This is a genomic window from Blastococcus capsensis, from assembly GCF_030165005.1.
GTDB classification, from domain to species: Bacteria; Actinomycetota; Actinomycetes; order Mycobacteriales; family Geodermatophilaceae; genus Blastococcus; species Blastococcus capsensis.
Window position 1 is genome coordinate 12,639 of record NZ_JASNNW010000019.1, and the last position, 21,403, is coordinate 34,041.

19 protein-coding genes are annotated in these 21,403 nt (G+C 74.2%); 10 read left to right on the forward strand and 9 right to left on the reverse strand.

The features are described 5' to 3' along the window. Nucleotides 1-63 precede the first annotated feature (63 nt). The gene (locus QOZ86_RS15585) at nucleotides 64-1,245 is read left to right on the forward strand and encodes a Gfo/Idh/MocA family protein (protein WP_284492898.1); all 1,182 of its coding nucleotides are present in this window, start codon (nucleotides 64-66) and stop codon (nucleotides 1,243-1,245) included. A gap of 54 nt (nucleotides 1,246-1,299) precedes the next feature. After that, nucleotides 1,300-2,307, forward strand: coding sequence for a sugar phosphate isomerase/epimerase family protein (locus tag QOZ86_RS15590; protein ID WP_284492899.1), 1,008 nt, complete (start codon nucleotides 1,300-1,302; stop codon nucleotides 2,305-2,307). A gap of 234 nt (nucleotides 2,308-2,541) precedes the next feature. Here QOZ86_RS15590 and QOZ86_RS15595 read toward each other — a convergent pair whose 3' ends face one another. Further along, nucleotides 2,542-4,203, reverse strand: a complete 1,662-nt coding sequence (locus tag QOZ86_RS15595; RefSeq protein WP_284492900.1) for a phytoene desaturase family protein — start codon at nucleotides 4,201-4,203, stop codon at nucleotides 2,542-2,544. 364 nt (nucleotides 4,204-4,567) lie between these two features. Continuing rightward, nucleotides 4,568-6,172 carry a DEAD/DEAH box helicase gene (locus QOZ86_RS15600; RefSeq protein WP_284492901.1) on the reverse strand — a complete coding sequence of 535 codons (1,605 nt, stop codon included), beginning with the start codon at nucleotides 6,170-6,172 and terminating at the stop codon, nucleotides 4,568-4,570. A 422-nt stretch (nucleotides 6,173-6,594) separates the two neighbouring features. On the opposite strand from QOZ86_RS15600, the gene QOZ86_RS15605 reads away from it, so the two are divergent. After that, nucleotides 6,595-7,926, forward strand: a complete 1,332-nt coding sequence (locus QOZ86_RS15605) for an MFS transporter (RefSeq protein ID WP_284492902.1) — start codon at nucleotides 6,595-6,597, stop codon at nucleotides 7,924-7,926. A gap of 36 nt (nucleotides 7,927-7,962) precedes the next feature. Here the strand turns inward: QOZ86_RS15605 and QOZ86_RS15610 are convergent, their stop codons facing one another. After that, nucleotides 7,963-9,591: a GMC family oxidoreductase gene (locus QOZ86_RS15610; RefSeq protein WP_284492903.1), complete on the reverse strand. Its 1,629-nt coding sequence runs from the start codon at nucleotides 9,589-9,591 to the stop codon at nucleotides 7,963-7,965. Beyond that, nucleotides 9,588-11,141: an aldehyde dehydrogenase family protein gene (locus tag QOZ86_RS15615; protein ID WP_284492904.1), complete on the reverse strand. Its 1,554-nt coding sequence runs from the start codon at nucleotides 11,139-11,141 to the stop codon at nucleotides 9,588-9,590. Before QOZ86_RS15615 ends, QOZ86_RS15610 begins: the two co-directional genes overlap by 4 nt. Before the next feature lie 94 nt (nucleotides 11,142-11,235). Here QOZ86_RS15615 and QOZ86_RS15620 point away from each other — a divergent pair, with 94 nt between their 5' ends. Then, a complete protein-coding gene (locus QOZ86_RS15620) occupies nucleotides 11,236-11,385 on the forward strand; it encodes a hypothetical protein (protein WP_284492905.1) in 150 nt (49 codons plus the stop codon). 6 nt (nucleotides 11,386-11,391) lie between these two features. Here QOZ86_RS15620 and QOZ86_RS15625 read toward each other — a convergent pair whose 3' ends face one another. Both QOZ86_RS15625 and QOZ86_RS15630 read right to left on the reverse strand, forming a co-directional pair. Further along, complete coding sequence (locus tag QOZ86_RS15625; RefSeq protein ID WP_284492906.1) at nucleotides 11,392-11,832, reverse strand: ATP-binding protein; 441 nt, start codon at nucleotides 11,830-11,832, stop codon at nucleotides 11,392-11,394. A 614-nt stretch (nucleotides 11,833-12,446) separates the two neighbouring features. Then, complete coding sequence (locus QOZ86_RS15630; protein WP_284492907.1) at nucleotides 12,447-12,797, reverse strand: hypothetical protein; 351 nt, start codon at nucleotides 12,795-12,797, stop codon at nucleotides 12,447-12,449. Between the two features lie 227 nt (nucleotides 12,798-13,024). Here QOZ86_RS15630 and QOZ86_RS15635 point away from each other — a divergent pair, with 227 nt between their 5' ends. The 3 genes from QOZ86_RS15635 (at nucleotide 13,025) to fabG (ending at nucleotide 15,546) form a co-directional block, all read left to right on the forward strand. After that, nucleotides 13,025-13,423 carry an STAS domain-containing protein gene (locus QOZ86_RS15635; protein ID WP_284492908.1) on the forward strand — a complete coding sequence of 133 codons (399 nt, stop codon included), beginning with the start codon at nucleotides 13,025-13,027 and terminating at the stop codon, nucleotides 13,421-13,423. Nucleotides 13,424-13,529: 106 nt separating this feature from the next. After that, nucleotides 13,530-14,741 carry an acetyl-CoA C-acetyltransferase gene (locus tag QOZ86_RS15640; protein ID WP_284492909.1) on the forward strand — a complete coding sequence of 404 codons (1,212 nt, stop codon included), beginning with the start codon at nucleotides 13,530-13,532 and terminating at the stop codon, nucleotides 14,739-14,741. A gap of 37 nt (nucleotides 14,742-14,778) precedes the next feature. Next, nucleotides 14,779-15,546, forward strand: a complete 768-nt coding sequence (gene fabG, locus QOZ86_RS15645) for a 3-oxoacyl-ACP reductase FabG (RefSeq protein ID WP_284492910.1) — start codon at nucleotides 14,779-14,781, stop codon at nucleotides 15,544-15,546. A 69-nt stretch (nucleotides 15,547-15,615) separates the two neighbouring features. Here fabG and QOZ86_RS15650 read toward each other — a convergent pair whose 3' ends face one another. Beyond that, on the reverse strand, nucleotides 15,616-16,491 hold the full coding sequence (locus QOZ86_RS15650; protein WP_284492911.1) for a DUF1206 domain-containing protein: 876 nt from the start codon (nucleotides 16,489-16,491) through the stop codon (nucleotides 15,616-15,618). Further along, nucleotides 16,491-17,342, reverse strand: a complete 852-nt coding sequence (locus tag QOZ86_RS15655) for a DUF1206 domain-containing protein (RefSeq protein ID WP_284492912.1) — start codon at nucleotides 17,340-17,342, stop codon at nucleotides 16,491-16,493. The genes QOZ86_RS15650 and QOZ86_RS15655 overlap by 1 nt, the downstream gene beginning before the upstream one ends. 114 nt (nucleotides 17,343-17,456) lie before the next feature. Between QOZ86_RS15655 and QOZ86_RS15660 the strand changes: the two genes are divergently transcribed. The 3 genes from QOZ86_RS15660 to QOZ86_RS15670 all read left to right on the forward strand — a co-directional run bounded on the left by QOZ86_RS15660 (nucleotide 17,457) and on the right by QOZ86_RS15670 (nucleotide 21,090). Beyond that, nucleotides 17,457-18,119, forward strand: a complete 663-nt coding sequence (locus QOZ86_RS15660; protein ID WP_284492913.1) for a hypothetical protein — start codon at nucleotides 17,457-17,459, stop codon at nucleotides 18,117-18,119. 93 nt (nucleotides 18,120-18,212) lie between these two features. Next, entirely contained in the window at nucleotides 18,213-19,820 is a 1,608-nt protein-coding gene (locus QOZ86_RS15665) for an SIR2 family NAD-dependent protein deacylase (RefSeq protein ID WP_284492914.1), read from the forward strand. Between the two features lie 40 nt (nucleotides 19,821-19,860). After that, the gene (locus QOZ86_RS15670) at nucleotides 19,861-21,090 is read left to right on the forward strand and encodes a cytochrome P450 (protein WP_284492915.1); all 1,230 of its coding nucleotides are present in this window, start codon (nucleotides 19,861-19,863) and stop codon (nucleotides 21,088-21,090) included. Between the two features lie 48 nt (nucleotides 21,091-21,138). Here QOZ86_RS15670 and QOZ86_RS15675 read toward each other — a convergent pair. Continuing rightward, on the reverse strand, nucleotides 21,139-21,403 hold a 265-nt coding region (locus QOZ86_RS15675), incomplete at its 5' end, for a transposase (RefSeq protein WP_284492916.1).

The following is a 21,403-nucleotide window of genomic DNA, read 5'->3' on the forward strand; positions in this document are numbered from 1 at the left end:
TGACCGGGGCCGCCGGGCGGCACCCCCGCCGCCCGGCGGCCCCGGCACTCCCGAGGAGTCCCCATGACATCCCCCGGCCGCCCGCCACTCGGCGTGGGCCTCATCGGCTACGCGTTCATGGGTGCGGCGCACTCGCACGCGTGGCGCACCGCCCCCCGCTTCTTCGACCTCCCCCTCGAGCCGCGGCTGGCCGTGCTCGCCGGGCGGAACCCCGCCGCGGTCACCGAGGCCGCCGGCCGCCTGGGCTGGTCCGCCACCGAGACCGACTGGCGCCGGGTGATCGAGCGCGACGACGTCGACCTGGTCGACGTCTGCACGCCCGGCGACACCCACGCCGAGATCGCCATCGCGGCGCTCGAGGCCGGCAAGCACGTGCTCTGCGAGAAGCCGCTGGCCAACAGCGTCGCCGAGGCCGAGGCGATGGCCGAGGCCGCCGCGAAGGCCGCCGCCCGCGGCGTGCGGTCGATGGTCGGCTTCACCTACCGCCGGGTGCCGGCGATCGGGCTGGCCCGCCGGCTCGTCGCCGAGGGCCGGCTCGGCCAGATCCGGCACGTCCGGGCCCAGTACCTGCAGGACTGGATCGCCGACCCGGCCGCGCCCATGTCCTGGCGGCTGGAGAAGGGGAGAGCCGGCTCCGGCGCGCTCGGGGACATCGGCGCGCACGTCGTCGACCTCACCCAGCACATCACCGGCCAGACGCTCACCGGGGTCAGCGCGCTGCTGGAGACGTTCGTGGAGGAGCGCCCGCTGCCGACCGGGACCGGAAAGCTGGGCGGGGTCGGCGGTAGCGGCATGGGTCAGGTCACCGTCGACGACGCCGCGGTCTTCCTCGGCCGCTTCACCGGCGGCGCGCTGGCCAGCTTCGAGGCCACCCGGTTCGCCCTCGGCCGCAAGAACGCCATCCGGATCGAGATCAACGGGTCCCGGGGCAGCCTGGCCTTCGACTTCGAGGACATGAACGTGCTGCACCTCTTCGACGGGGACGACCCCGCCGAGACGGCCGGCTTCCGGCGCATCGTCGTCACCGAGCCCGGTCACCCCTACGTCGGCAACTGGTGGCCGGCCGGGCACGGGCTCGGTTACGAGCACGGCTTCACCCACCAGGTCGTCGACCTGGTCACCGCGCTCGCGGCGGGGGAAGACCCCACGCCGTCCTTCGCCGACGGGCTGCAGATCCAGCGGGTGCTCGCCGCGGTCGAGCGCAGCGCGGCCGCCGACTCCGTCTGGACCCCGATCCCCGCCTGATCCCAAGGGACTTCCTGTACCGGAAGTCCCACCTCGACCGAGGAGGACGCACGCATGCCCCGTCCCGTCACCCTGTTCACCGGCCAGTGGGCCGACCTGCCGTTCGAGGAGATGTGCCGGCTGGCCTCCGGGTGGGGCTACGACGGCCTGGAGATCGCCTGCTGGGGCGACCACCTCGACGTCGAGCGCGCCGCGAACGACGACTCCTACGTGCAGGAGCGCCTGGCGCTGCTGGAGAAGCACGGCCTGCAGGTTTTCGCGATCTCCAACCACCTCAACGGCCAGGCCGTCTGCGACGACCCGATCGACGAGCGGCACCGCGGCATGGTGCACCCGCGCGTGTGGGGCGACGGCGACCCGGAAGGCGTCCGGCAGCGGGCGGCCGAGGAGATGAAGCTGACCGCCCGGGCGGCGCGCAACCTCGGCGTCGACGTCGTCGTCGGCTTCACCGGGTCGAAGATCTGGAAGACCGTGGCGATGTTCCCGCCGGTTCCCGAGTCGATGATCGAGGACGGGTACCGCGACTTCGCCGACCGGTGGAACCCGATCCTCGACGTCTTCGACGAGGTCGGCGTGCGGTTCGCGCACGAGGTGCACCCGTCGGAGATCGCCTACGACTACTGGACGACGGTCCGCACGATGGAGGCGATCGGGCACCGGGAGGCGTTCGGGCTGAACTGGGACCCGTCGCACTTCGTCTGGCAGGACCTCGACCCGGTGTCGTTCATCTGGGACTTCAAGGACCGGATCTACCACGTCGACTGCAAGGACGCGAAGAAGCAGGTCGGCAACGGGCGCAACGGCCGGATGGGCTCGCACCTGCCCTGGGCCGACCCGCGGCGCGGCTGGGACTTCGTGTCCACCGGCCACGGCGACGTCCCGTGGGAGGCGTGCTTCCGGATGCTCAACACCATCGGCTACGACGGGCCGATCTCGGTGGAGTGGGAGGACGCCGGCATGGACCGCCTGGTCGGCGCGCCCGAGGCGCTGGAGTTCGTCCGGCGGCTGGCGTTCGACCCGCCGTCGGCGGCGTTCGACGCCGCCTTCGCCAGCGGCAACTGATCGCAACGGAGGTCGAGGAGCGAGATTTTTCCCCGCTTCTCGACCTCCGTCCACCCCACGCGACGTTCAGCGCGATCTGTCCGGCCAAGACTGTGAGCGCCTACCCGGTGACAGGCGGAGCCTCGTTCGGGCAGGTCCTCCGCCGCCGGGCGGACGGTGCGGAACGCCCGGACAGGGGGCACCTCCTCGTCGTCCGGCGAGAGGGCCGGGAGCAGACCCCGCGGAGCAGGGTGGTCAGCGGCGGCCCCGGCGGGCCAGCGCGGCGCCGGCGGCGAGCGCGGCGGCAGCGGCGCCACCGGCCATCCGTCCCCGGTAGGGATGAGGCTGCAGGATGCGGCGGGCGCACAGCGAGCCGGACACCCCGTTCGTCCCGCCCCCGGGCCACGTGGCGGCGCCGACGAGGTAGAGCCCGTCGATCGGCATCTCGTAGGTGGAGGCGCCGGGCCACGGGCGGAAGAAGAAGTTCTGCCACAGGTGATGACTGCCCGCGACGCTGTCGCCGCCCACCAGGTTCGGGTTCGATCGCTCGAGGTCCAGCGGCGAGAAGACCGTCCGGGCCAGCACGCTGTCCCGTGCACCGGGCGCGTACTCCTCGAGCTTGGCCAGCACGCGGTCGGCGACCGGCTCCTTGGCCTCGTCCCAGTCGGTGGCGGTGATCTCGCCGGCGGCGTCGCCGCGGATCTCGGACGGGAGCATCCGCACCTGGACCCACACCACCTGCCGGTCGTCCGGCGACCGGGTCGGATCGACCTGGGAGGTCTGCCCCACGATGAGCAGCGGGCTGTCGGGCAGCAGCCCCGCCAGGGCCTGCTGGTACGTACGCGCGAGGTCATCGACGTAGGGCGCCACGTGCACGTAGGCGAACCGGGAGAGCTCCTCCTCCGCACGCCAGCGCAGCGGCCGGTCCAGCGCGAGATGGACCACCATCGTCCCCGGCCCGTACCGGTAGCGTTCGGCCCGCGTGCGGGTCGTGTCGCTGACCGCGGGATCCCCGCTCAGCAGTTGCCCGAACAGCTGCGTCGGTGTGGTACCGGCGACGACCGCACGGCGGGCCCGGATCTCCTCACCGTCGCCGAGGCGGACGCCGGTGACCCGGTCGCCGTCGGTGAGTACGCGGGTGACCGGGCTGCCGGTGCGGACCTCACCGCCGGCCTCGCGGACGAGTGCGGCGAGCGCCTCGGACAGGCGGGAGATGCCACCTTCGGCCACGGCGATGCCCTGCTCCATGTCGGTGAACGTCTCCAAGAAGGGGAACATCGCACCGCCGGACACGTCCGGGCCGTAGTCCAGGTGCATGCCCCACGTCGCGATGAGCGCCTTCGCCTCCGGGGTCTCGAACCAGGTGTCACCGAGCTCCCGGGTCGAGGCCGACAGCGTGCGCAGCAGTTCCAGCGTGTCGGACACACCGGCCGCGCGCGTGGCCCTGGCCATGCCCGCGACCGCCCGCAGGCTGGGCAACGACGTCGAGTACAGCGGCATCAGGGTTGTCATGAACGTCCGGTAGCGCTCGTGCAGACCACGCCAGCCCTCGAGGTCGCGCGCGCTGTGCTCGCCGAGCAGCCGTTCAGTGCGTTGCGGGTCCGAGTACACCCGCAAGCTGCGCCCGTCCGGGAAGACATTGCTGTAGGAGCGTTCGCTGACCGCCGGACGGAAGCCGTGCCGGGCCAGATCGTCCTCGAGCTCCTGGAAGGCGGGGCTGGCCAGGAACAGGTTGATGTTGGTTGCATAGAGGTCGTGCACCAGCCCCGGCTGGGTCACCTCGCCGCTGCGGGTGGCGCCCCCGACCTCGTCGTTGCGCTCGGCCACCAGCACGTCCCAGCCTGCGCGGGCGAGGGAAACGGCGGTGATGAGGGCGTTGTGGCCGGAACCGATGACGACGGCATCGACGGTTCGCACGGTTGTTCCTCCCGGTCGGCGGCAGTCAACCCTGACACGGAGGCGGGAACGGTCACCAGCACGCGCAAGGTCTTCCTGGCCTTTCCAGGCGGCCGTCATCGATGCGCGCGGGCGCTTCCCGTCATCCCATCGTCATGTTCGCCCATGCGCGTCGACCAGGTCGAGGAAGGCGGCGACGACAGCCGGAAAAGCCTGCCCGGAGATCTCCCGGTCGCAGAAGGAAGCCGACCCCGCCGGGGGCTGCCCCGCCGTCTCGGCGCCGAATCACCACGGAGACGACGGAGGGCCCGCCTCCGTGGTGGAGACGGACCCTCCGGTCCGGCCAGGCAGCGACCGCCGCGAGGTTCAGCGACGATCGCGGGGGTCAGCGGCCGCCGCGGCGCGAGCGCGCGCTGAAGGAGGCCGCCGACGACGTGCCCGCGCGAGCCGCCAGCTCGGCGCGGGTGCGCGCTGGACCGCTCGGCCGGCCGGACCCGGAGCCCCCGCGGGAGCCACCCGAGGACGCGGCCTTCGGGGAACCACCGCCCGCGGACCCGCGGCCCGTGCCGCCGCGACGACGACCGCCGCCGCCCTGACCCTGCGGCTGCGGTTCCGGCGCGGGGCCCGGCTCCACGTAGGGCGCCGCCGGGCCGGTGAGCTCCTCGATCTGCGCGGCACCGGGCCGGATCTGGCTGACGATCGGGGTGATGCCTGCCTGGCGGGCCAGGGTGCGCACCTCGCCGGTCTGGTCGGGGGTGGTCACGGTGACGACGGTGCCGCCGGCGCCGGCGCGCGCGGTGCGACCCGAACGGTGCAGGTAGGCCTTGTGCTCGGTCGGCGGGTCCACGTGCACGACCAGGGCGACGTCGTCGACGTGGATGCCGCGGGCGGCGATGTCGGTCGCGCACAGCACCCGGGTGGAGCCGTTGCTGAACGCCTCGAGGTTGCGCTCGCGGGCGTTCTGGCTGAGGTTGCCGTGCAGGTCGACGGCAGGGATGCCCGACGCGGTGAGCTGCTTGGCGAGCTTCTTGGCCTGGTGCTTGGTGCGGGTGAACAGCACGCTGCGGCCCAGCCCCGACGCGAGCAGCCGCACGACCTCGCCCTTGTCGGCGCTCTGCACGTGGAAGACGTGGTGGGTCATCGTGCTGACCGGCGCGACGGCCGGGTCGACCGAGTGCGTCGTCGGGTTGCTCAGGTAGCGCTTGACCAGCACGTCGACGCCGTTGTCGAGGGTCGCCGAGAACAGCATCCGCTGGCCGACCTCCGGGGTCCGGTCCATGATCCGCTTCACGCCGGGCAGGAAGCCCAGGTCGGCCATGTGGTCGGCCTCGTCGAGGATCGTCACCTCGATGGCACCCAGGTCGCAGTGGCCCTGCTGGATCAGGTCCTCGAGCCGGCCCGGGCAGGCGATGACGATGTCGACGCCCTTGGCCAAGGCCTGCACCTGCGGGTTCTGGCCGACCCCACCGAAGATCGTGGTGGCCGACATGCCCAGGGCGCGGGCCAGCGGGTCGACGACGGCGAAGACCTGGTTGGCCAGCTCGCGGGTCGGGACGAGCACCAGCGCGCGGGGGCGCTTGGCCTGCCGGCGGGTGCCGGAGGCGGCCAGCCGCGCGACCAGCGGGATCGAGAACGCCAGGGTCTTGCCCGAGCCGGTGCGACCGCGGCCGAGCACGTCTCGGCCGGCCAGGCTGTCGGGCAGCGTGGCGACCTGGATGGGGAACGGCGCGGTGATGCCGCTGGCGACCAGCACCTCGACCATCGGCGCGGGGACGCCGAGGGCCTCGAAGGTGGAGTCGGTCGGCAGCACGCTCGGGGCGGTGGGGTGGGTGATCCGCAGAGCGACGTCGCCGGAGGGGACGAGTGCCGGGGCCTGGGGGGCCTGCTGCGGGTTCTGCTGCTCACCGGCCGGGCGGGTGCCGCGACCGCGTCCACCACGACGGCGGCGGGGGGTCTCGGAGGCGGCGGGGGTGTTCTGGGTGGAGGTCAATGGAGTCCTTCGACGCTCGAGTGGCCGCACGACTCCCTCGGCGAGCGCGAGCGCCGGCGCAGCTGCACGGAGGCAGGGCGGGCTCGCATCTGGCGAGACGTCGGTCAGCCGGGCGCACCAAGGTGGCGCAGCCTCAGCCCGACGTCGATTCCTGCCGCTCCGGATGAGCGAGGGCGGCGCCGGTACACCCCACTCAACCAGACCGGGCCGCGATCTGGTCCGACATCGGGGGAGTGACAGGTCACATCGGGTGAGTCGCGGCCCGCCGCACTGCCGTCCTCACCGCGTGGTGCCCGGCCCCACCGTGCGGGGTGAGGACGGGCAACGCGGGGCGAGGTTCGTGTCGTCGAACGGCGGGAACGGTGCGGATCCTGGCGTTCCGCTGGCTGGGACCCGGCGGGCCCGTGCGTCATGCTGCCGCGGTGACCGTGCTCCGCCCACCGACCCGCAGCGCGCCGCCGCACCGGATCCACCCCGCGTGGTGGGTGGCCGCGGTGACCTTCCTGGCGTTGGTCGGCGCCGCGGCCTTCCGTGCGGTGCCCGGTGTGCTGATCGACCCGCTGCGCGAGGAGTTCGGCTGGTCGGTGTCGACGATCTCGGCCGCCGTCGCGGTGAACATGGCGCTGTACGGGCTGACCGCGCCGTTCGCCGCGGCGCTGATGGAGCGCTTCGGCATCCGCCGGGTCGTGATGTGCGCGCTGCTGGTGGTGGCGCTGGGCAGCGGCCTCACCGTCTTCATGACGACCAGCTGGCAGCTGGTCCTGCTGTGGGGTGTGCTGGTCGGGCTGGGTTCCGGGGCGATGGCGCTGTCGCTGGTGGCCACGGTCACCGGCCGCTGGTTCGTCGCCCGGCGCGGGCTCGTCTCGGGTGTCCTCACCGCCGGGGGCGCGGCCGGCCAGCTGGTATTCCTGCCGCTGGTGGCGTTCATCGACTCCGTGTGGGGCTGGCGGGCCGCGTCACTGGGGACGACGGCGGCCGCGCTCGCCGTCCTGCCGCTGGTGGCCTGGCTGCTCCGCGACCGGCCCCGCGACCTCGGCGTCACCCCGTACGGCGGGACGGGGGCCGACGACGTCGACCCGGTACGGGCGGGGGCAGCTCGCGCGGCGATGCGCGGCCTGGCCGAGGCGGCGCGCAGCCGGCCGTTCTGGCTGCTGGCGCTCGGCTTCTTCATCTGCGGCATGTCGACCAACGGGCTGGTGCAGCCGCACTTCATCCCGGCTGCGCACGACCACGGCATGCCGGTGACGACGGCGGCCGGCCTGCTGGCCGTCGTCGGGATCTTCGACATCGCCGGCACCGTCCTCTCCGGCTGGCTGACCGACCGGATCGATCCGCGGGTGCTGCTGCTGGCCTACTACGGGCTGCGCGGCTTCTCGCTGTTCCTGCTGCCGCCGCTGTTCGGACCGGAGCTGCACGTCAGCATGATCGCGTTCATCGTGTTCTACGGCCTGGACTGGGTGGCCACCGTGCCGCCGACGCTCGCGCTGTGCCGGGAGCACTTCGGCGCCCGCGCGCCGGTCGTCTTCGGCTGGGTGTTCGCCTCCCACCAGCTCGGGTCGGCGGTCGCCGCGTTCGGCGGCGGGGTCATCCGCGACGTCACCGGCTCCTACGACCTGGCCTGGTCCCTCGCCGGCGGCCTGTGCATCGTCGCGGCCGCCGCGTCGATCTCCATCCGCCGGAACAGCACGCCGCGACCGGAGCCCGCCCTGCCGACGTCCCCGGAGCAGGCCGCGGCCGACGCCGCCCACGGCTGAGGGAACTTCCTGTACCGAAGGTCCCCGGGACCGGGATCAGTTCGTGGCGGCCAGGGGGGCGGCGGGGACGCGGCCGAGGATCAGGTCGGCCGCCCGCTCGGCGATCATGATGGTCGGCGCGTTGGTGTTGCCGCGCACCAGCGTCGGCATCACCGAGGCGTCGACCACCCGCAGCCCCTCGACGCCGTGCACCCGCAGCTGCGGGTCGACGACGGACTGCTCGTCGGTGCCATCGGAGCGGCCCATCCGGCACGAGGACACCGGGTGGTACAGCGACTCGAGCGTCTCGCGCACCGACTGCCGCAGGGCGTCGCGCCCGTGCACGGCGCCGCCGGGGGACCACTCCTCGGCCAGCACGTCGGACAGCGGGGCGGCGCCGGCGATCTCCCGGGCCTGCTGCACCCCGGAGACCAGCGCGTCGAGGTCGCGGTCGTCGGTGAGGTAGCCGGCGTCGATGGCCGGCGCCCAGGTCGGGTCGGCCGAGTGCAGCCGCACCGAGCCGCGGGAGTGCACGTCCACCAGCACGACCGCCGCGGTGAAGGCGTCGACGTCGGGGTCGACCTCGGCCTGCTTCCAGAACTTGACCGGCAGGAAGTGCATCTGCAGGTCGGGTTCGGCCGGGTCCGGGGACGAGCGGGTGAACAGCCCGGCCTCGGCGAGGTTGGAGGTGAGCGGCCCGCGGCGGGTGCCGAACCACCGCGCGTAGCCCGACGGCGAGTCCCCGTGGGTGAGCGACTTCCCCGACCGCACGTGCCAGATGAGCGGCACCAGCGGGTGGTCCTGCAGCCCGCTCCCGACCCCGGGCAGGTCGTGGACGACGCCGACGCCGACCTCGCGCAGATGCTGCGCCGGGCCGATGCCCGAGAGCATCAGCAGCTGCGGGGAGTTGACCGCACCACCGGAGAGCACCACCTCGCGGCCGGCCCGGACGGTGTGCAGCTTGCCGCCGCAGCGGAACTCCACGCCGGTCGCCCGGCCGTTCTCGACCAGCACCCGCGTGGCCGGCGCGCCGGTGCGGACGGTCAGGTTCGGCCGGTCCATGGCCGGGTGCAGGTAGGCGTCCGCGGCGGACCAGCGGCGGCCGCGCTTCTGCGTCACCTGGTACTGCCCGACGCCCTCCTGCGTGGCGCCGTTGAAGTCGGCGTTGCGGGGGTGGCCGGTGGCCACCGCCGCCTCCACGACCGCCGTCGTCCAGGGATGCGGCGAGCGGAGGTCCTCGACCCGGAGGGGGCCGCCCACGCCGTGCCACTCGTCCGCGCCGCGGGCGTTGTCCTCCATCCGCTTGAACAGCGGGAGCACCGAGTCGTAGGACCACGACGGGTCGCCGGTCAGCTCGGCCCACTCGTCGTAGTCGGCGCGCGCGCCGCGGATGTAGATCATCGCGTTGATCGACGACGAGCCGCCGAGCAGCTTGCCGCGCGGCCAGAACAGCTTCCGGCCGCCGAGACCGGGCTGCTCCTCGGTCGTGTAGTTCCAGTCGTGCCGGGTGCGCCAGACCTTGTAGAGCCCGGCGGGGATCTGGACCTCGAGGAGCTTGTCCGAGCCGCCGGCCTCCAGCAGGAGCACCCGCAGCGTCGGGTCCTCGGTCAGCCGGCCGGCCAGCGCGCAGCCGGCCGACCCGGCGCCGACGATGACGACGTCGAACTCCCCGGTCACGGCGCTCACCGGTGCCGCCCGTGGACCATGCCCATCACTCGCGCCAGGGCGTCGGCGGCCTTCTCGGGCCGTCCGAAGCTCATGAGGTTCACCGGCAGGGCCACGCGCTGCCGGGTGATCGCCTTGGCGCAAGTGAACTCCTTGAGCCCGTCCTCACCGTGGATCCGGCCGAAGCCGGAGTCGCCCACGCCGCCGAAGGGCAGGGCCGGCACGGAGGCGAAGGTGAGCACCGAGTTGATCGAGGTCATCCCGCTGCGCATCCGCCGCGCGAGATCCATCGCGCGGTCCTTGGACGGGGAGAAGACGGCGCCGGCCAGGCCGTAGCTCGTGGCGTTGGCCCGCTCGAGGGCCTCCTCGGCGTCGCGCACCCTGGTGATGGTGAGCGTCGGCCCGAAGGTCTCCTCCGTGATGGCGGAGGAGTCCTCGGGGACGTCGAGCAGCACGGTGGGGGCGACGTAACCCTCGGCCGGGATCGCGTCGGCGTAGCCGCCGCCGGTGACCACGCGGGCGCCCGCGGCGGTGGCCTCGGCCACGTGCCGCCGGACGACGTCGATCTGCGAGGACATCGTCATCGGGCCGTAGGTGGCCTCGTCGTCGGAGCCCGGCCGCAGCCCCTGCACCTGGGCGGTGACCTCGGCGACGAACCGGTCGTACACCGCGGAGGTGGCGTACACCCGCTCGATGCCGATGCAGGTCTGCCCGCCGTTGCTCATCGCGCCCCACACCGCTGCGTCGGCGGCGGCGGCCACGTCGGCGTCGTCGTCGACGATCATCGCGTCCTTGCCGCCGAGTTCCATGAGCACCGGGGTGAGGGTCTCCGCGCAGGTCGCCATGACCTTCCGGCCGGTGGCGGCCGAGCCGGTGAAGGCCAGCTTGTCCACCGGCACCCGGCACAGCGCGGCCCCGGTCTCCCCGAACCCGGTGACCACCTGGAAGGCGTCGGCGGAGTCGGGGACGGCGGCCCGCCAGGCGGCGGCCAGCCAGGCCCCCACGGCCGGCGTGTGCTCCGAGGGCTTGAAGACGACGGCGTTGCCGGCGGCCAGCGCGTAGGCGATCGAGCCCATCGGCGTGAACACCGGGTAGTTCCACGGCCCGATGACGCCGATGACGCCGAGCGGCTGGTACTCCAGGTAGGCGGCGTGGTTCGCCGCGAGCATGCCCGAGGCGACCTTGCGCGGGCCGAGGGTCTTGCGGGCGTGGCCGGCGGCCCAGGCGAGGTGGTCGACGGCGAGGGTGATCTCCAGGATCGCGTCGGCGTGCGGCTTGCCGTTCTCGCGGTGCACGAGGTCGGCCAGCTCGTGCATGCGCCGGGCGAGGTAGCCGCGGTAGGCAGCCAGTCGCTGCTTGCGGCCGTCGAAGCCCAGCGCGGCCCACTGCCCGGCGGCGGCGCGGGCCCGCGCGACGGTCTCGCCGACGTCGGTCTCGTCGTGCACGGGGAAGACGCCGACGACCGCACCGGTGGCCGGCGCCGTCGACTCGAAGGTCCGGGTGGTGACGTGCCGGTCGACCGTGCCCGCGGCGGCGTCGTTGACCGTGTCCATCTGCTCGGCGAGCGACATGCGTCGCACGTTACCCGCGGGTCACACACACCGGGGCGGGAGTCGCCCGGCCGGGGACGGTGGGGTGCGCCGCACATGCGGGACGCGGTGCCCCGTGGACGTCGACTCTGGGACGGAGAAGGGCCTACGCGGGGCGGACGTCCGCACCACGGACCTCGACGGACGGGAGGACGACGTCCCCGAGCCGCCCTACGACCCCCCGGTCTGCAGCTCCGGCGAGCTCCGCACGGAGGGCGGCGGCTGAGCCGGCTCAGCCCTCGTCGACCGCCACCACGGCCCACGTGGTCTTCGTACCGGTTTCGGTGAACCAGCCGTGGGTGGCCGAGAGATCGGCGACCAGGTACAGGCCGAAACCGCCCAGGCCGGGGTCGCGGCCCTGCGCAGGGACGGGCGGCGCCTCGGCCTTGGCGTCCCGGACGGCGATCAGCCACGCGTGGTCGTTCCGGCCCAGGACCGCGGCGACCGGAGCGCCGCCGTGGCGCAGCGCGTTGGAGGTCAGCTCGTCGGCGATGAGCACCAGCCGCTCGGACCAGTGGTCGCGCTCGGGCCGGGCGACGGTGCGGCTGCCGGTCATGGAAGTGCGCAGCCGGGCGCGCAGCGCGGCGAGCTCGCTGAGTGAGCCGAGCTCCTGGCGCCAGACCTCGGCGAAGCCGCGCGGCGGGCGCGCGGACTGCCAGAGCGCCACGCTCACCGCCTTTCGTCGCCGGCCGGCCGGGCCGGTTCGTTCCCGGCGGCACCCTGCCCGTTCCGCGGCGGCTCGAACCCTCGGCTCACCCGTAAGGAGGGACCGCCGCCGGCCGCCCGGCCTCCAGGGTCCGGACACGTGGCCGCCGGCCCGGCCGGGGAGTTCCCCGACCCGTTCGCACCGCTGCTGCGGCACGCTGTGCCGGCGGCCGATGACGTGGTCGGGTGACCGGTTCCGTCCCTCTTCGTTCCCTCGCAGGCTCGGGCGGGCCTCCGGACGGGCTGCTACGGACCCCAGCGCGGGGCGGCCATCGCCACCGGCGCGTGGCCGTGCGGAGAGGGGCGGCCGCCGGGGCTCCCGCCGGGGCGGGGGCTAGGCGAGCAGGACGTGACACGGGGTGCCTCCACGGGAGGTCGGCACGGGACCCGCCGGGCGTGCGGGCAGCACGGAGCCGGACGGGTGAGGGGAGCGGCGCCCGGAAGGGCGCGGATGGCGGGCACGCGCACGGGCGGCCCGCGGCAGATCAGCGCGGAGAGGAGCGGGGCGTCAGCAGGAACGCAGCCGCGGGGACATCCACATGTGGAGCACCGCAGGGGCGCCGCCCGGGGGTGTCGAGCGGATCAACGACCGGCGCCGTCGGCGCCCGGCGCGGTGCCCCCGGTCTTGCGCGCCTGCCGGGCCTTGGCCGCTTCCCAGCGCGCCCGGTCGCGGGCGCGGGCGTCGGCGCCGCGTTCCCACTTCTCCTGACGGCGGCGGGCGCGGGCGTGCTCGCGGTCCTCGAAGGTCTCGTGCGCATCCCAGTTCCGGGCGGCCGCGCCCACGCCCACGGCGGTGAGCACCGCGATGGCGACGGCCGAGGCGACGATCGGGTCGAGCACCGCGAACGCTCCCGCGGCGACCGCCACCCCCACGAGCACCCCGACGACCAGGAACGCGGAGGGGCGGCGGGACGAGGAGCGCGACTCGGTCACCGGGCCAGTATCCGTCCGGCACCGCCGGCGCCCGAGGGACGCTGGTCACACGGCCGGGCCGATCGGCCCACCGCCCCGGCCACCACCGGACAGGCCCCTTGCGCGCCGTACCCCCGGTGCCTACGGTCGGAGCAGCGGTTCAACAAGAGCCGCGACCCCAGTGCTGGTCGTCGTGCCGTTCGCGTCCCGCAGGCTCACTGGTCCGGACAGCGCCCGAGAGGCAACCCGTGACCGCTTCCTCCCTCGACTGCGTCCAGGCCGAGCCGGTGCTCACCGGCGTCGTGCCGAACCCGTCCGCACTCGTCACCCTCGCGGTGGCCGGCTCCGCCTCCCATCCGCAGCTGACGGTCACCGGCGAGGTCGACTGCAGCTCCGCCCCCGAGGTCCGCGCCGTGCTCGACCAGCTGGTCGACGCCGCCCCCACCGAGATCGTCGTCGACCTCACCGGCGTGACCTTCCTCGACTCCGCCGGCCTGAGCACTCTCGCGGCCGCGCACCGGCGGGCGCTGGCCGCCGGCGGGCGGCTGCGCCTCCTGGCCGCCACCCGTGCGGTGATCCGGCCGCTCCAGATCACCGGCCTGTGGGATCTGCTGGATGGCCAGCAGGTCGACACGCTCGCCTGCTGACCCCGTCCGGGGGCGGGGTGGCCAGCGGCCGGGCCCGCCGGGCAGACTCGGACCCGCCACCCGGACCGAGCCGGACGCCGGCTGCCGACGAACGAGGAGGACCACCGTGCGCGAAGCGGTCATCTGCGAGCCCCTGCGGACGCCGGTCGGCGGATTCGGGGGCTCGCTCCGCGACGTCCCCGTCCAGGAGCTGGCGGCCACGGTGATCCGGGCGCTGATCGAGCGCACCGGTCTGCCGCCCGAGTCGGTGGACGACGTCCTGCTCGGCCACTGCTACCCGACGATGGACGCGCCGGCGCTCGGCCGCGTCGCCGCGCTCGACGCCGGGCTGCCGGTGACCGCCTCCGGCCTTCAGGTGGACCGGCGGTGCGGGTCGGGCCTGCAGGCGGTGGTGTACGCGGCCATGCAGGTGCAGTCGGGCACCTCCGACGTCGTCCTGGCCGGTGGTGCGGAGTCGATGAGCAACGCGCCCTTCTACTCGACCGCGATGCGCTGGGGGGTCAAGTCCGGCCCCGGAGTGCTCCTGGAGGACGGGCTGGCCCGCGGCCGGGTCACCGCCGGCGGGCAGCACCACCCGGTGCCCGGCGGGATGCTCGAGACCGCGGAGAACCTGCGGCGCGAGTACAAGATCGGCCGCGAGGAGCAGGACGAGTACGCCGTCCGCAGCCACCAGCGCGCCGCCGCCGCCACGGCCGAGGGCCGGTTCGCCGACGAGATCGTGCCGGTGACGGTGAAGAGCCGGAAGGCCGAGACCGTCGTCGACCGCGACGAGCACATCCGCCCCGACTCCTCGGTGGAGACCCTCGGCAAGCTGCGCCCGATCCTGGGCAGGAACGACCCCGACGCCACGGTCACCGCAGGCAACGCCTCCGGCCAGAACGACGGCGCCGCGGTCGCGATCGTCACCCACCCGGAGAAGGCCGCCGAGCTCGGGCTGCGCCCGCTGGCGCGCCTGGTCTCCTTCGGCGTCGGCGGCGTGCCCCCGAAGACCATGGGCATCGGCCCGGTGCCGGCGACGGCCAAGGCGCTGGCCCTGGCCGACGTGAAGCTCGCCGACGTCGACCTGATCGAGCTCAACGAGGCGTTCGCCAGCCAGGTGCTGGCCGTGGCCCGCGAGTGGGGCTTCACCGACGCCGACTGGGAACGGACCAACGTCAACGGCTCGGGCATCTCGCTGGGTCACCCGGTGGGCGCGACCGGCGGCCGCATCCTCGCCACGCTGCTGCGCGAGATGGACCGCCGCGACGCCCGCTACGGGCTGGAGACCATGTGCATCGGCGGCGGGCAGGGGCTCGCCGCGTTGTTCGAGCGCGTCTGAAGGCCCTGACCCGCCCCCACCATCAGAGGAGTTCCGCATGTCCGAGCCCACCGGAAACCCCCGCGTCGCGATCGTCACCGGCGCCGCCCGCGGCATCGGCGCCGCCACTGCGCAGCGGCTGGCGCAGGACGGCTTCGCCGTCGCGGTGATCGACCTGAAGGAGGACGACGCCCGCGGGACGGTCGAGGCCATCGAGGCCGCCGGTGGGCGGGCGCTCGCCGTGGGGGCCGACGTCGGTGACGCCGAGCAGGTGCAGGCCGCCGTCGACCGCATCGCCGCGGAGCTGGGCCCGCCGGTGGTGCTGGTCAACAACGCCGGCGTCACCCGCGACAACATGCTGTTCAAGATGAGCGACGCCGACTGGGACGTGGTCATGCACGTGCACCTGCGCGGCTCGTTCCTCATGACCCGCGCGGCGCAGAAGCACATGATCGACCAGAAGTGGGGTCGGATCGTGAACCTGTCCAGCACCTCCGCGCTGGGCAACCGCGGGCAGGCCAACTACGCGACGGCCAAGGCCGGCCTGCAGGGCTTCACCAAGACCCTCGCCATCGAGCTGGGCAAGTTCGGCGTCACGGCGAACTCGATCGCGCCGGGGTTCATCGTCACCGACATGACCAAGGCGACCGCGGCCCGGATCGGCGAGGAGTGGGAGCCGTACGTGGCCAAGCGTGCGGCGGCGATCCCGGTGGCCCGCGCCGGCCAGCCGGAGGACATCGCGCACACCGTCTCGTTCCTGGTGAGCGAGGGGGCCGGGTTCGTCTCCGGCCAGGTCATCTACGTCGCCGGCGGCCCCCGCACCTGAAAGGGCCCCCGTGCCCCCCACGCCTCGCACGCTCGGCGCGGGACCCTGCACGGGGGCCGTTCCAGCACGTCACTGCGAGGGGTCGCGGTCGGGGTAACGCGCCCGGGCGAGGGCGTACACGCCGAAGGCCGCGAACCCGGCCGCGACGCCGCCGAGCAGCCAGGGGCCGGCGTCCACCCCGGCGATCGCGGTCATCGCGCCGTCCAGACCGGTGGCGGTGGAGGCGTCGGCGGACGCGGCGGCCCGCCACAGCAGGACGCCGACCAGCCCGAACGCGATGCCCTTCGCCAGGTAGCCGATCCGGCCCAGGGCCTCGATGACCGGTTCCCACCGGTCGGGAGCCGCGGGCAGGTCGATGTCGCGCATGAAGCCGCCGGTGCAGCCGCGCACGAATGTGTAGATCCCGACGCCGACCACTCCGGCCGCCACCGTGCCGATGAGCAGCGCCCCGCCGGGGATCAGCAGCGTCTCCTCGGTGAGGTCGCGCAGCCGCTCGTCGGCCTCGTACACGAACCCGGCGGCGAACAGCAGCGCGGTGAGCCCGAGGACGCCGTACACCGCACCCTTGGCCAGGCACTTGGCGCAGACGACCGCCGTGTGCACCCGGTGCTCCGGGTCGAGCAGCCCGTGCCACCAGAGCAGCACCTCGGCCGCCTGCCAGAGCGCCAGCGACAGCATGCCCAGGCCGATCGCGACGAGCAGGAATTCGCCGCCCGGCCCGGCGGCGACGGTGAGCAGGGCACCGGTCTGGTCGGCGTCGGCCCCGCGCAGGCCCAGCGACATGCGCAGCGCGAGGAATGCGATCAGCAGGTGCACCGCCCCGTAGGCGATCAGCCCGGCGCGGGCGAGGTGGGTGAGCCACGGGGAGTCGGTGACCCGGCGGACCCGGTCGACGAGGTCCCGGAGCCGGTGGACCAGGGGCTGTGCGGCGGGCACCGACGCCATCAGGTCCGTTCGGGGTAGCGGGCGCGGACGAAGCAGTAGATGCCGAAGGCCGCGATCCCGACGGCGATGAGCGTGAGCAGCACCTGCCCGGCGGGAACGCTGCCCAGCCGGTGGAGGGCGCCGTCCAGTCCGGCCGCCTTGGCCGCGTCGAACGTCACCGCGGCCCAGACGAGCAGCCCGCCGATGAGGACGAAGGCGGCGCCCTTGCCGGGGAAGCCCACCTGGCCCAGCCGGGTGACCAGCCGCGTCACGCGCGATGGGCAGTCGCTGAGGTCGATCTCCTCGAGAAAGCGCTTCGAGACGCCCTTGTAGACGTGGTAGACGCCGATCCCGACGACGACCAGCCCGGCGGCGCCGACCAGCCACCGCCCGCCCGGCCACCCGAAGACGCCGGCGGTCGCCTGCTGCGGGGTGCTGGTGCTGCCGGTCTGCCCGCCGCCGGTGGCGAAGCGGAACGCCAACACCGCGAGCGTGAGGTAGATGACCGTCTTGGCGACCGCCTTGCCGGTCCGCTCCCACGCCGTCGTGCGGGCCTTCCCCGACGCGGTCAGCCCGTGCCGCCAGCGGAGGATCTCCGCGGCCTGCCAGAGGGCCAGGGCGATGAGACCGACGGCGAGCACCCACAGCAGCGGCTCGCCCAGCGGTTGCTGGGCGAGGGTGGCCAGTGCCCCGGACTGGTCGGCCGGAGCGCTGCTGACGCCCCACGCCACCTGCAGCGCGAGCCAGGCGACGAGCACGTGCACCAGGCCGTAGGCGATCAGCCCGACGCGGGCCAGGTGCTCCAGCGCGTCGCTGTCGCCCGCCCGCGCGGCCGCGCCCGTGGGTGATCCGGCATCGCCCCGCACGCTCATGGATTGCCTCCTGACCTCGCGCTGCGTCGTCGCAGCTGCGGCGTCGATCAGCGTGGCACGGACCACGGTCCGGTGCTTCCCCGAGGACCGGCGACGGTGAGGGACACTGGTGCCGTGGCGAACGGAACCGGAATCCTCTCGGCCGGCACGGTGGGCATGGCGACGCCGGAGGTCGCCCGGCGTACCTGGCCCCGGTGGCTGGCGCTGGGGATCGCGATGGTCGCCGTCGCGGTGGTCGCCGTGCTGTGGGATGCCGCAGGGGCTCGCCTCCTGCTCGGCGCGCTGGGCGTCTTCCTGGCCGTGCGCGGTGCGGCGCTGCTGCGCGCCGGCCGGTCCGGCGCCGTCGACGGTGCGCCCGCCGCCGCGGCCGGGCGCCTCGGCGTGGCCACCGCCGCGCTCGGTGCGGCGGCGCTCGCCGTGGGGCTGGCGTCGGCGGCGCTGTCGGCGACGGTGCTGCTGGTCGGTGTCCCGGTGCTCCTGCTGGCGACCTCGGCCGGGCTGCTGGGCCGCGGAGGCGCTGCCCGGCGCGGTGGGCAGGCGCTGCTGGTGTGGTCGCTGCTGGTCACCGGGCTGCTCGTCGTCACCGGCCTGGCGCAGGACTGGGACCGCGCCGCCGATCTCGCGACCGTGGTGGCCGCCCTGGCGGTGGCCGTCCTCGGCATCCCGATGCTGATCGGTGCGGTCAACCTGCGGGCGGTCGCCAACGCGCCCGCGCCGGCCCCCGTGCGGGGCGGCTGCGGGGGCTGCGCCTGCGGTGCCGGCGGCTGCGGCGCCTGACGTCGGCCATCGACCGCCCGGCGCATGTCCGCCGGGCCCTGGGTAAGGCCGTCCCGTGAGCGGAGCGCCCCGCGGTAGCGAACAGGTGATGCCGTGAGTGGACATGTGTTCGTCGTCGGCGCGGACCTCACCCGGCTGTCGTGCGACGACGTCCTGGTGCCCACCGACCGCTCGCTGCGGGTGGCCCGGGGCTGGCGTCCGCTGCTGCCCGACGAGCTGATCACCGATCACCAGGACGACGGCGACTGCGTCGGGCTGTCCTGGTCGGGCCGGGAACGGGTCCTCGAGGTCCCCGGCGACGGTCCGCGGCGGACGTGGCTGGTCGACACCGTCGACGACGGCGGGCACGGGCTGTCCTGGCTGCTCGACGGCGCCCGGGAGGCGCTGGCCGCCGTCGCCCGGCGGGAGGCTCCCGAGCCGGTGCACGGCCGGGCGCGGCGGCTGGTCGGGCTGCCGGCCCTGGGCACCGGGTGGGGCGGTGCGGCGGGGGAGCGCGGTGCGCTGCTGCAGGAGCTGTTACCCGTGCTGCGCGAGGCCGCCGTCCAGCACGGCTTCGACGTCGCGCTGGTGCTGCGCGGGCCCAGCGACCTGGCCGCCGCCCAGCGGGTGCGCCGGGGCCAGGACGGCGCCTGGGACCTGCCCGAGCACCTCTGCGAGCTGGCCGAGCAGCTCGGTGAGCGGGCCCGCCGTGGCCAGCTGGCGCTGTTCGTCGGCGCCGGCGTGAGCGCGGCGGCCGGGTTGCCCACCTGGGAGCAGCTCGTGCACGAGCTCGCCACCCGCTCCGGCCTGGACGACGCGCTGCGCGAGGGGCTGTCGGGGCTTCCCCCGCAGGACTCGGCCGCGCTGCTGGCGCGCGAGCTGGGCTCCGAGCAGTTGGAGGCGTTCGTCGCCGAGCGGTTCGGGCCGGGCTCGTACGCGCTGGCGCACGCGCTGCTCGCCGACCTGCCGGTGCAGGAGTTCGTGACCACCAACTACGACCCGCTGGTGGAGCTGGCGGCCGACGACATCGGCCGGCAGGTCAGGGTGCTGCCGTACGAGGAGGCCGAGCCGGGCCGGCCGTGGCTGCTGAAGCTGCACGGCGACGCCGCGCACCCCGGGAGCGTGGTGCTGACCCGCGAGGAGTACCTGCAGTTCGGCAACACCGGTGCCGCGCTGGCCGGGGTGCTGCACTCGCTGCTGCTCACCCGCCACGTCCTGTTCGTGGGCACCTCGATGCTCGACGACGACCTGATCCGGATCGCCCACCAGGTGCGCATGGCGTGGCAGACCCAGGGCTCCGGCACGGCCCGGCGCGCCGGCACGGTGCTCGCGCTGCGCGAGGACCCGGCCCGGGCGCGGCTGTGGGAGCGCGACGTCGAGACCGTGGCGATGAGCCCTGCGGACGGTTCCCCCGCGGAGGCGGCACGCCGGCTGGAGGTGGTGCTGGACCTCATCGGCTGCCTGTCGACGCCGCCCACCGGGTACCTGCTCGACCCGGCCTACCGCGGGATGCTCAACGACGAGGAGCGCGCGCTGGCCGGGGCACTGCGCACGGTCGCGGAGACCTTGCCGCCGGACGCCTCGTCCACCGCCGCGCTCGAGGTGGCCGGGCTGCTGCGCCGGCTGGGCCACGGCAGCTGCGCCGCCGACGGCGACGAACCGCCCCCCGAACTCGCGAGCGGGCCGCGGAACGACCGGGCCCAGGAGCAGCGGCCGGGCTGACCGGGATTGCCCGGCGGGGCCACTGGGCAGGCAGGTGCGCATGCCTCGCCTCGAGAACGGCCTGAAGATGCTCGCGAAGGGCTACGCCTGGCTGCCCGACGAGCGGCGCCGCACCGGGCGACGCACCGTGGCGACCCGGCTCGGGGGGATGCCGGCGTACGGCACCGAGGGCCCGGAGGCCGCGCGTTTCCTCTACGACGAGGACCACGTCCGGCGGTCGCACGCCATTCCCGAGCCGGTGCAGGGGACGCTGTTCGGCAAGGGCGCGGTGCACACCCTCGACGGGGAGATGCACCGGGTGCGCAAGGCGATGTTCGTGGCGCTGCTCATGCGGGAAGACGGCATCGCCTCGCTCGCGAAGCAGGCGACGACGGCCTGGGACGCCGCGGCCGACGAGTGGGCCTGCCGGCCGGAGATCGTCCTCTTCGACGAGGCCGGCCAGGTGATCGCCGGAGCGGTCGCGCGCTGGGCCGGGGTGGCGGTGCACGATCACGAGATACCCGGGCTGGCCCGGGACCTGCTCGCCATGGTCGACGGGTTCGCCAGCGGTGGGGTGCGGCACGTGCGTGCCCGGCGGGCCCGCGGGCGCCGCGAACGGTGGCTGTCGCAGCTCGTGCGGGACGTGCGCAGCGGCGTCACGGCCGTGCCCCAAGGATCCGCGGTCGACGTCGTGGCCCGGCACCGCGACGCCGGCGGGGAGCAGCTGGACTCCCACGTGGCGGCGGTGGAGCTGATCAACATCATCCGGCCGACGACGGCGGTCGCCTGGTTCCTGGCCTTCTCCGGGCACGCGCTGATCCGCTGGCCGCAGCACCGCGAGCGGCTGGCCGACGGCGATCCCGCGTTCACGGAGGCCTGGGCGCACGAGATCCGCCGGTTCTACCCGTTCGCGCCCTTCATCGGTGGGCGGGCGCCGCACGAGGTGACGTTCGACGGGGAGCGGATCCCGGAGAACGCGATGATCCTGCTCGACCTGTACGGGCAGAACCACGACCCCGAGCTGTGGGGCGACCCGTACGCCTTCCGCCCCGAACGGTTCCTCGACCGGCCGATCGGCGAGTTCGAGCTGGTCCCGCATGGCGGCGGCGATCCGCGCACGAACCACCGCTGCCCGGGCGAGCAGATCACCGTCGCGCTGCTGGCGGCGCTGTCGGGAAAGCTGGCCCGGCTGGACTACGAGGTGCCGGAGCAGGACCTCACCATCGCCCTGCACCGCATCCCGGCGAAGCCCGCCAGCGGCGTCGTCCTGACCGTCCGCGGCGCCGCCTGAGGCTGTTCCGCCGGAGGTCTGCCTCTGAGTGCGTGTCCGGGAATTGAGTCAGCGGGCCAGTCGGCGTGACATGGTCATGATCATCGCGGTGTGGATCATGGCCTCGCTGGTGTCGATGCGTCGCTCGTAGTCGCGTACGCAGCGGCGGTACTTGCTGATCCAGGCGAAGGTTCGTTCCACCACCCACCGTCGGTGCAGCAGCTTGAAGCCGACCTGGTCATCGGCACGCTTGACGATCTCGACGGTGAACGCCAAGACCTTGGTGGCGAAGGTGACCATCCGCCCGGCGTATCCGGCGTCGGCCCACACCAGC

Coding starts and splice junctions, on each gene's coding strand:
- QOZ86_RS15585 (WP_284492898.1), top strand. CDS start 64: ATGACATCCCCCGGCCGCCCGCCACTCGGCGTGGGCCTCATCGGCTAC.
- QOZ86_RS15590 (WP_284492899.1), top strand. CDS start 1,300: ATGCCCCGTCCCGTCACCCTGTTCACCGGCCAGTGGGCCGACCTGCCG.
- QOZ86_RS15615 (WP_284492904.1), bottom strand. CDS start 11,141: ATGTCGCTCGCCGAGCAGATGGACACGGTCAACGACGCCGCCGCGGGC.
- fabG (WP_284492910.1), top strand. CDS start 14,779: ATGTCCGAGCCCACCGGAAACCCCCGCGTCGCGATCGTCACCGGCGCC.
- QOZ86_RS15650 (WP_284492911.1), bottom strand. CDS start 16,491: ATGGCGTCGGTGCCCGCCGCACAGCCCCTGGTCCACCGGCTCCGGGAC.
- QOZ86_RS15655 (WP_284492912.1), bottom strand. CDS start 17,342: ATGAGCGTGCGGGGCGATGCCGGATCACCCACGGGCGCGGCCGCGCGG.
- QOZ86_RS15670 (WP_284492915.1), top strand. CDS start 19,861: ATGCCTCGCCTCGAGAACGGCCTGAAGATGCTCGCGAAGGGCTACGCC.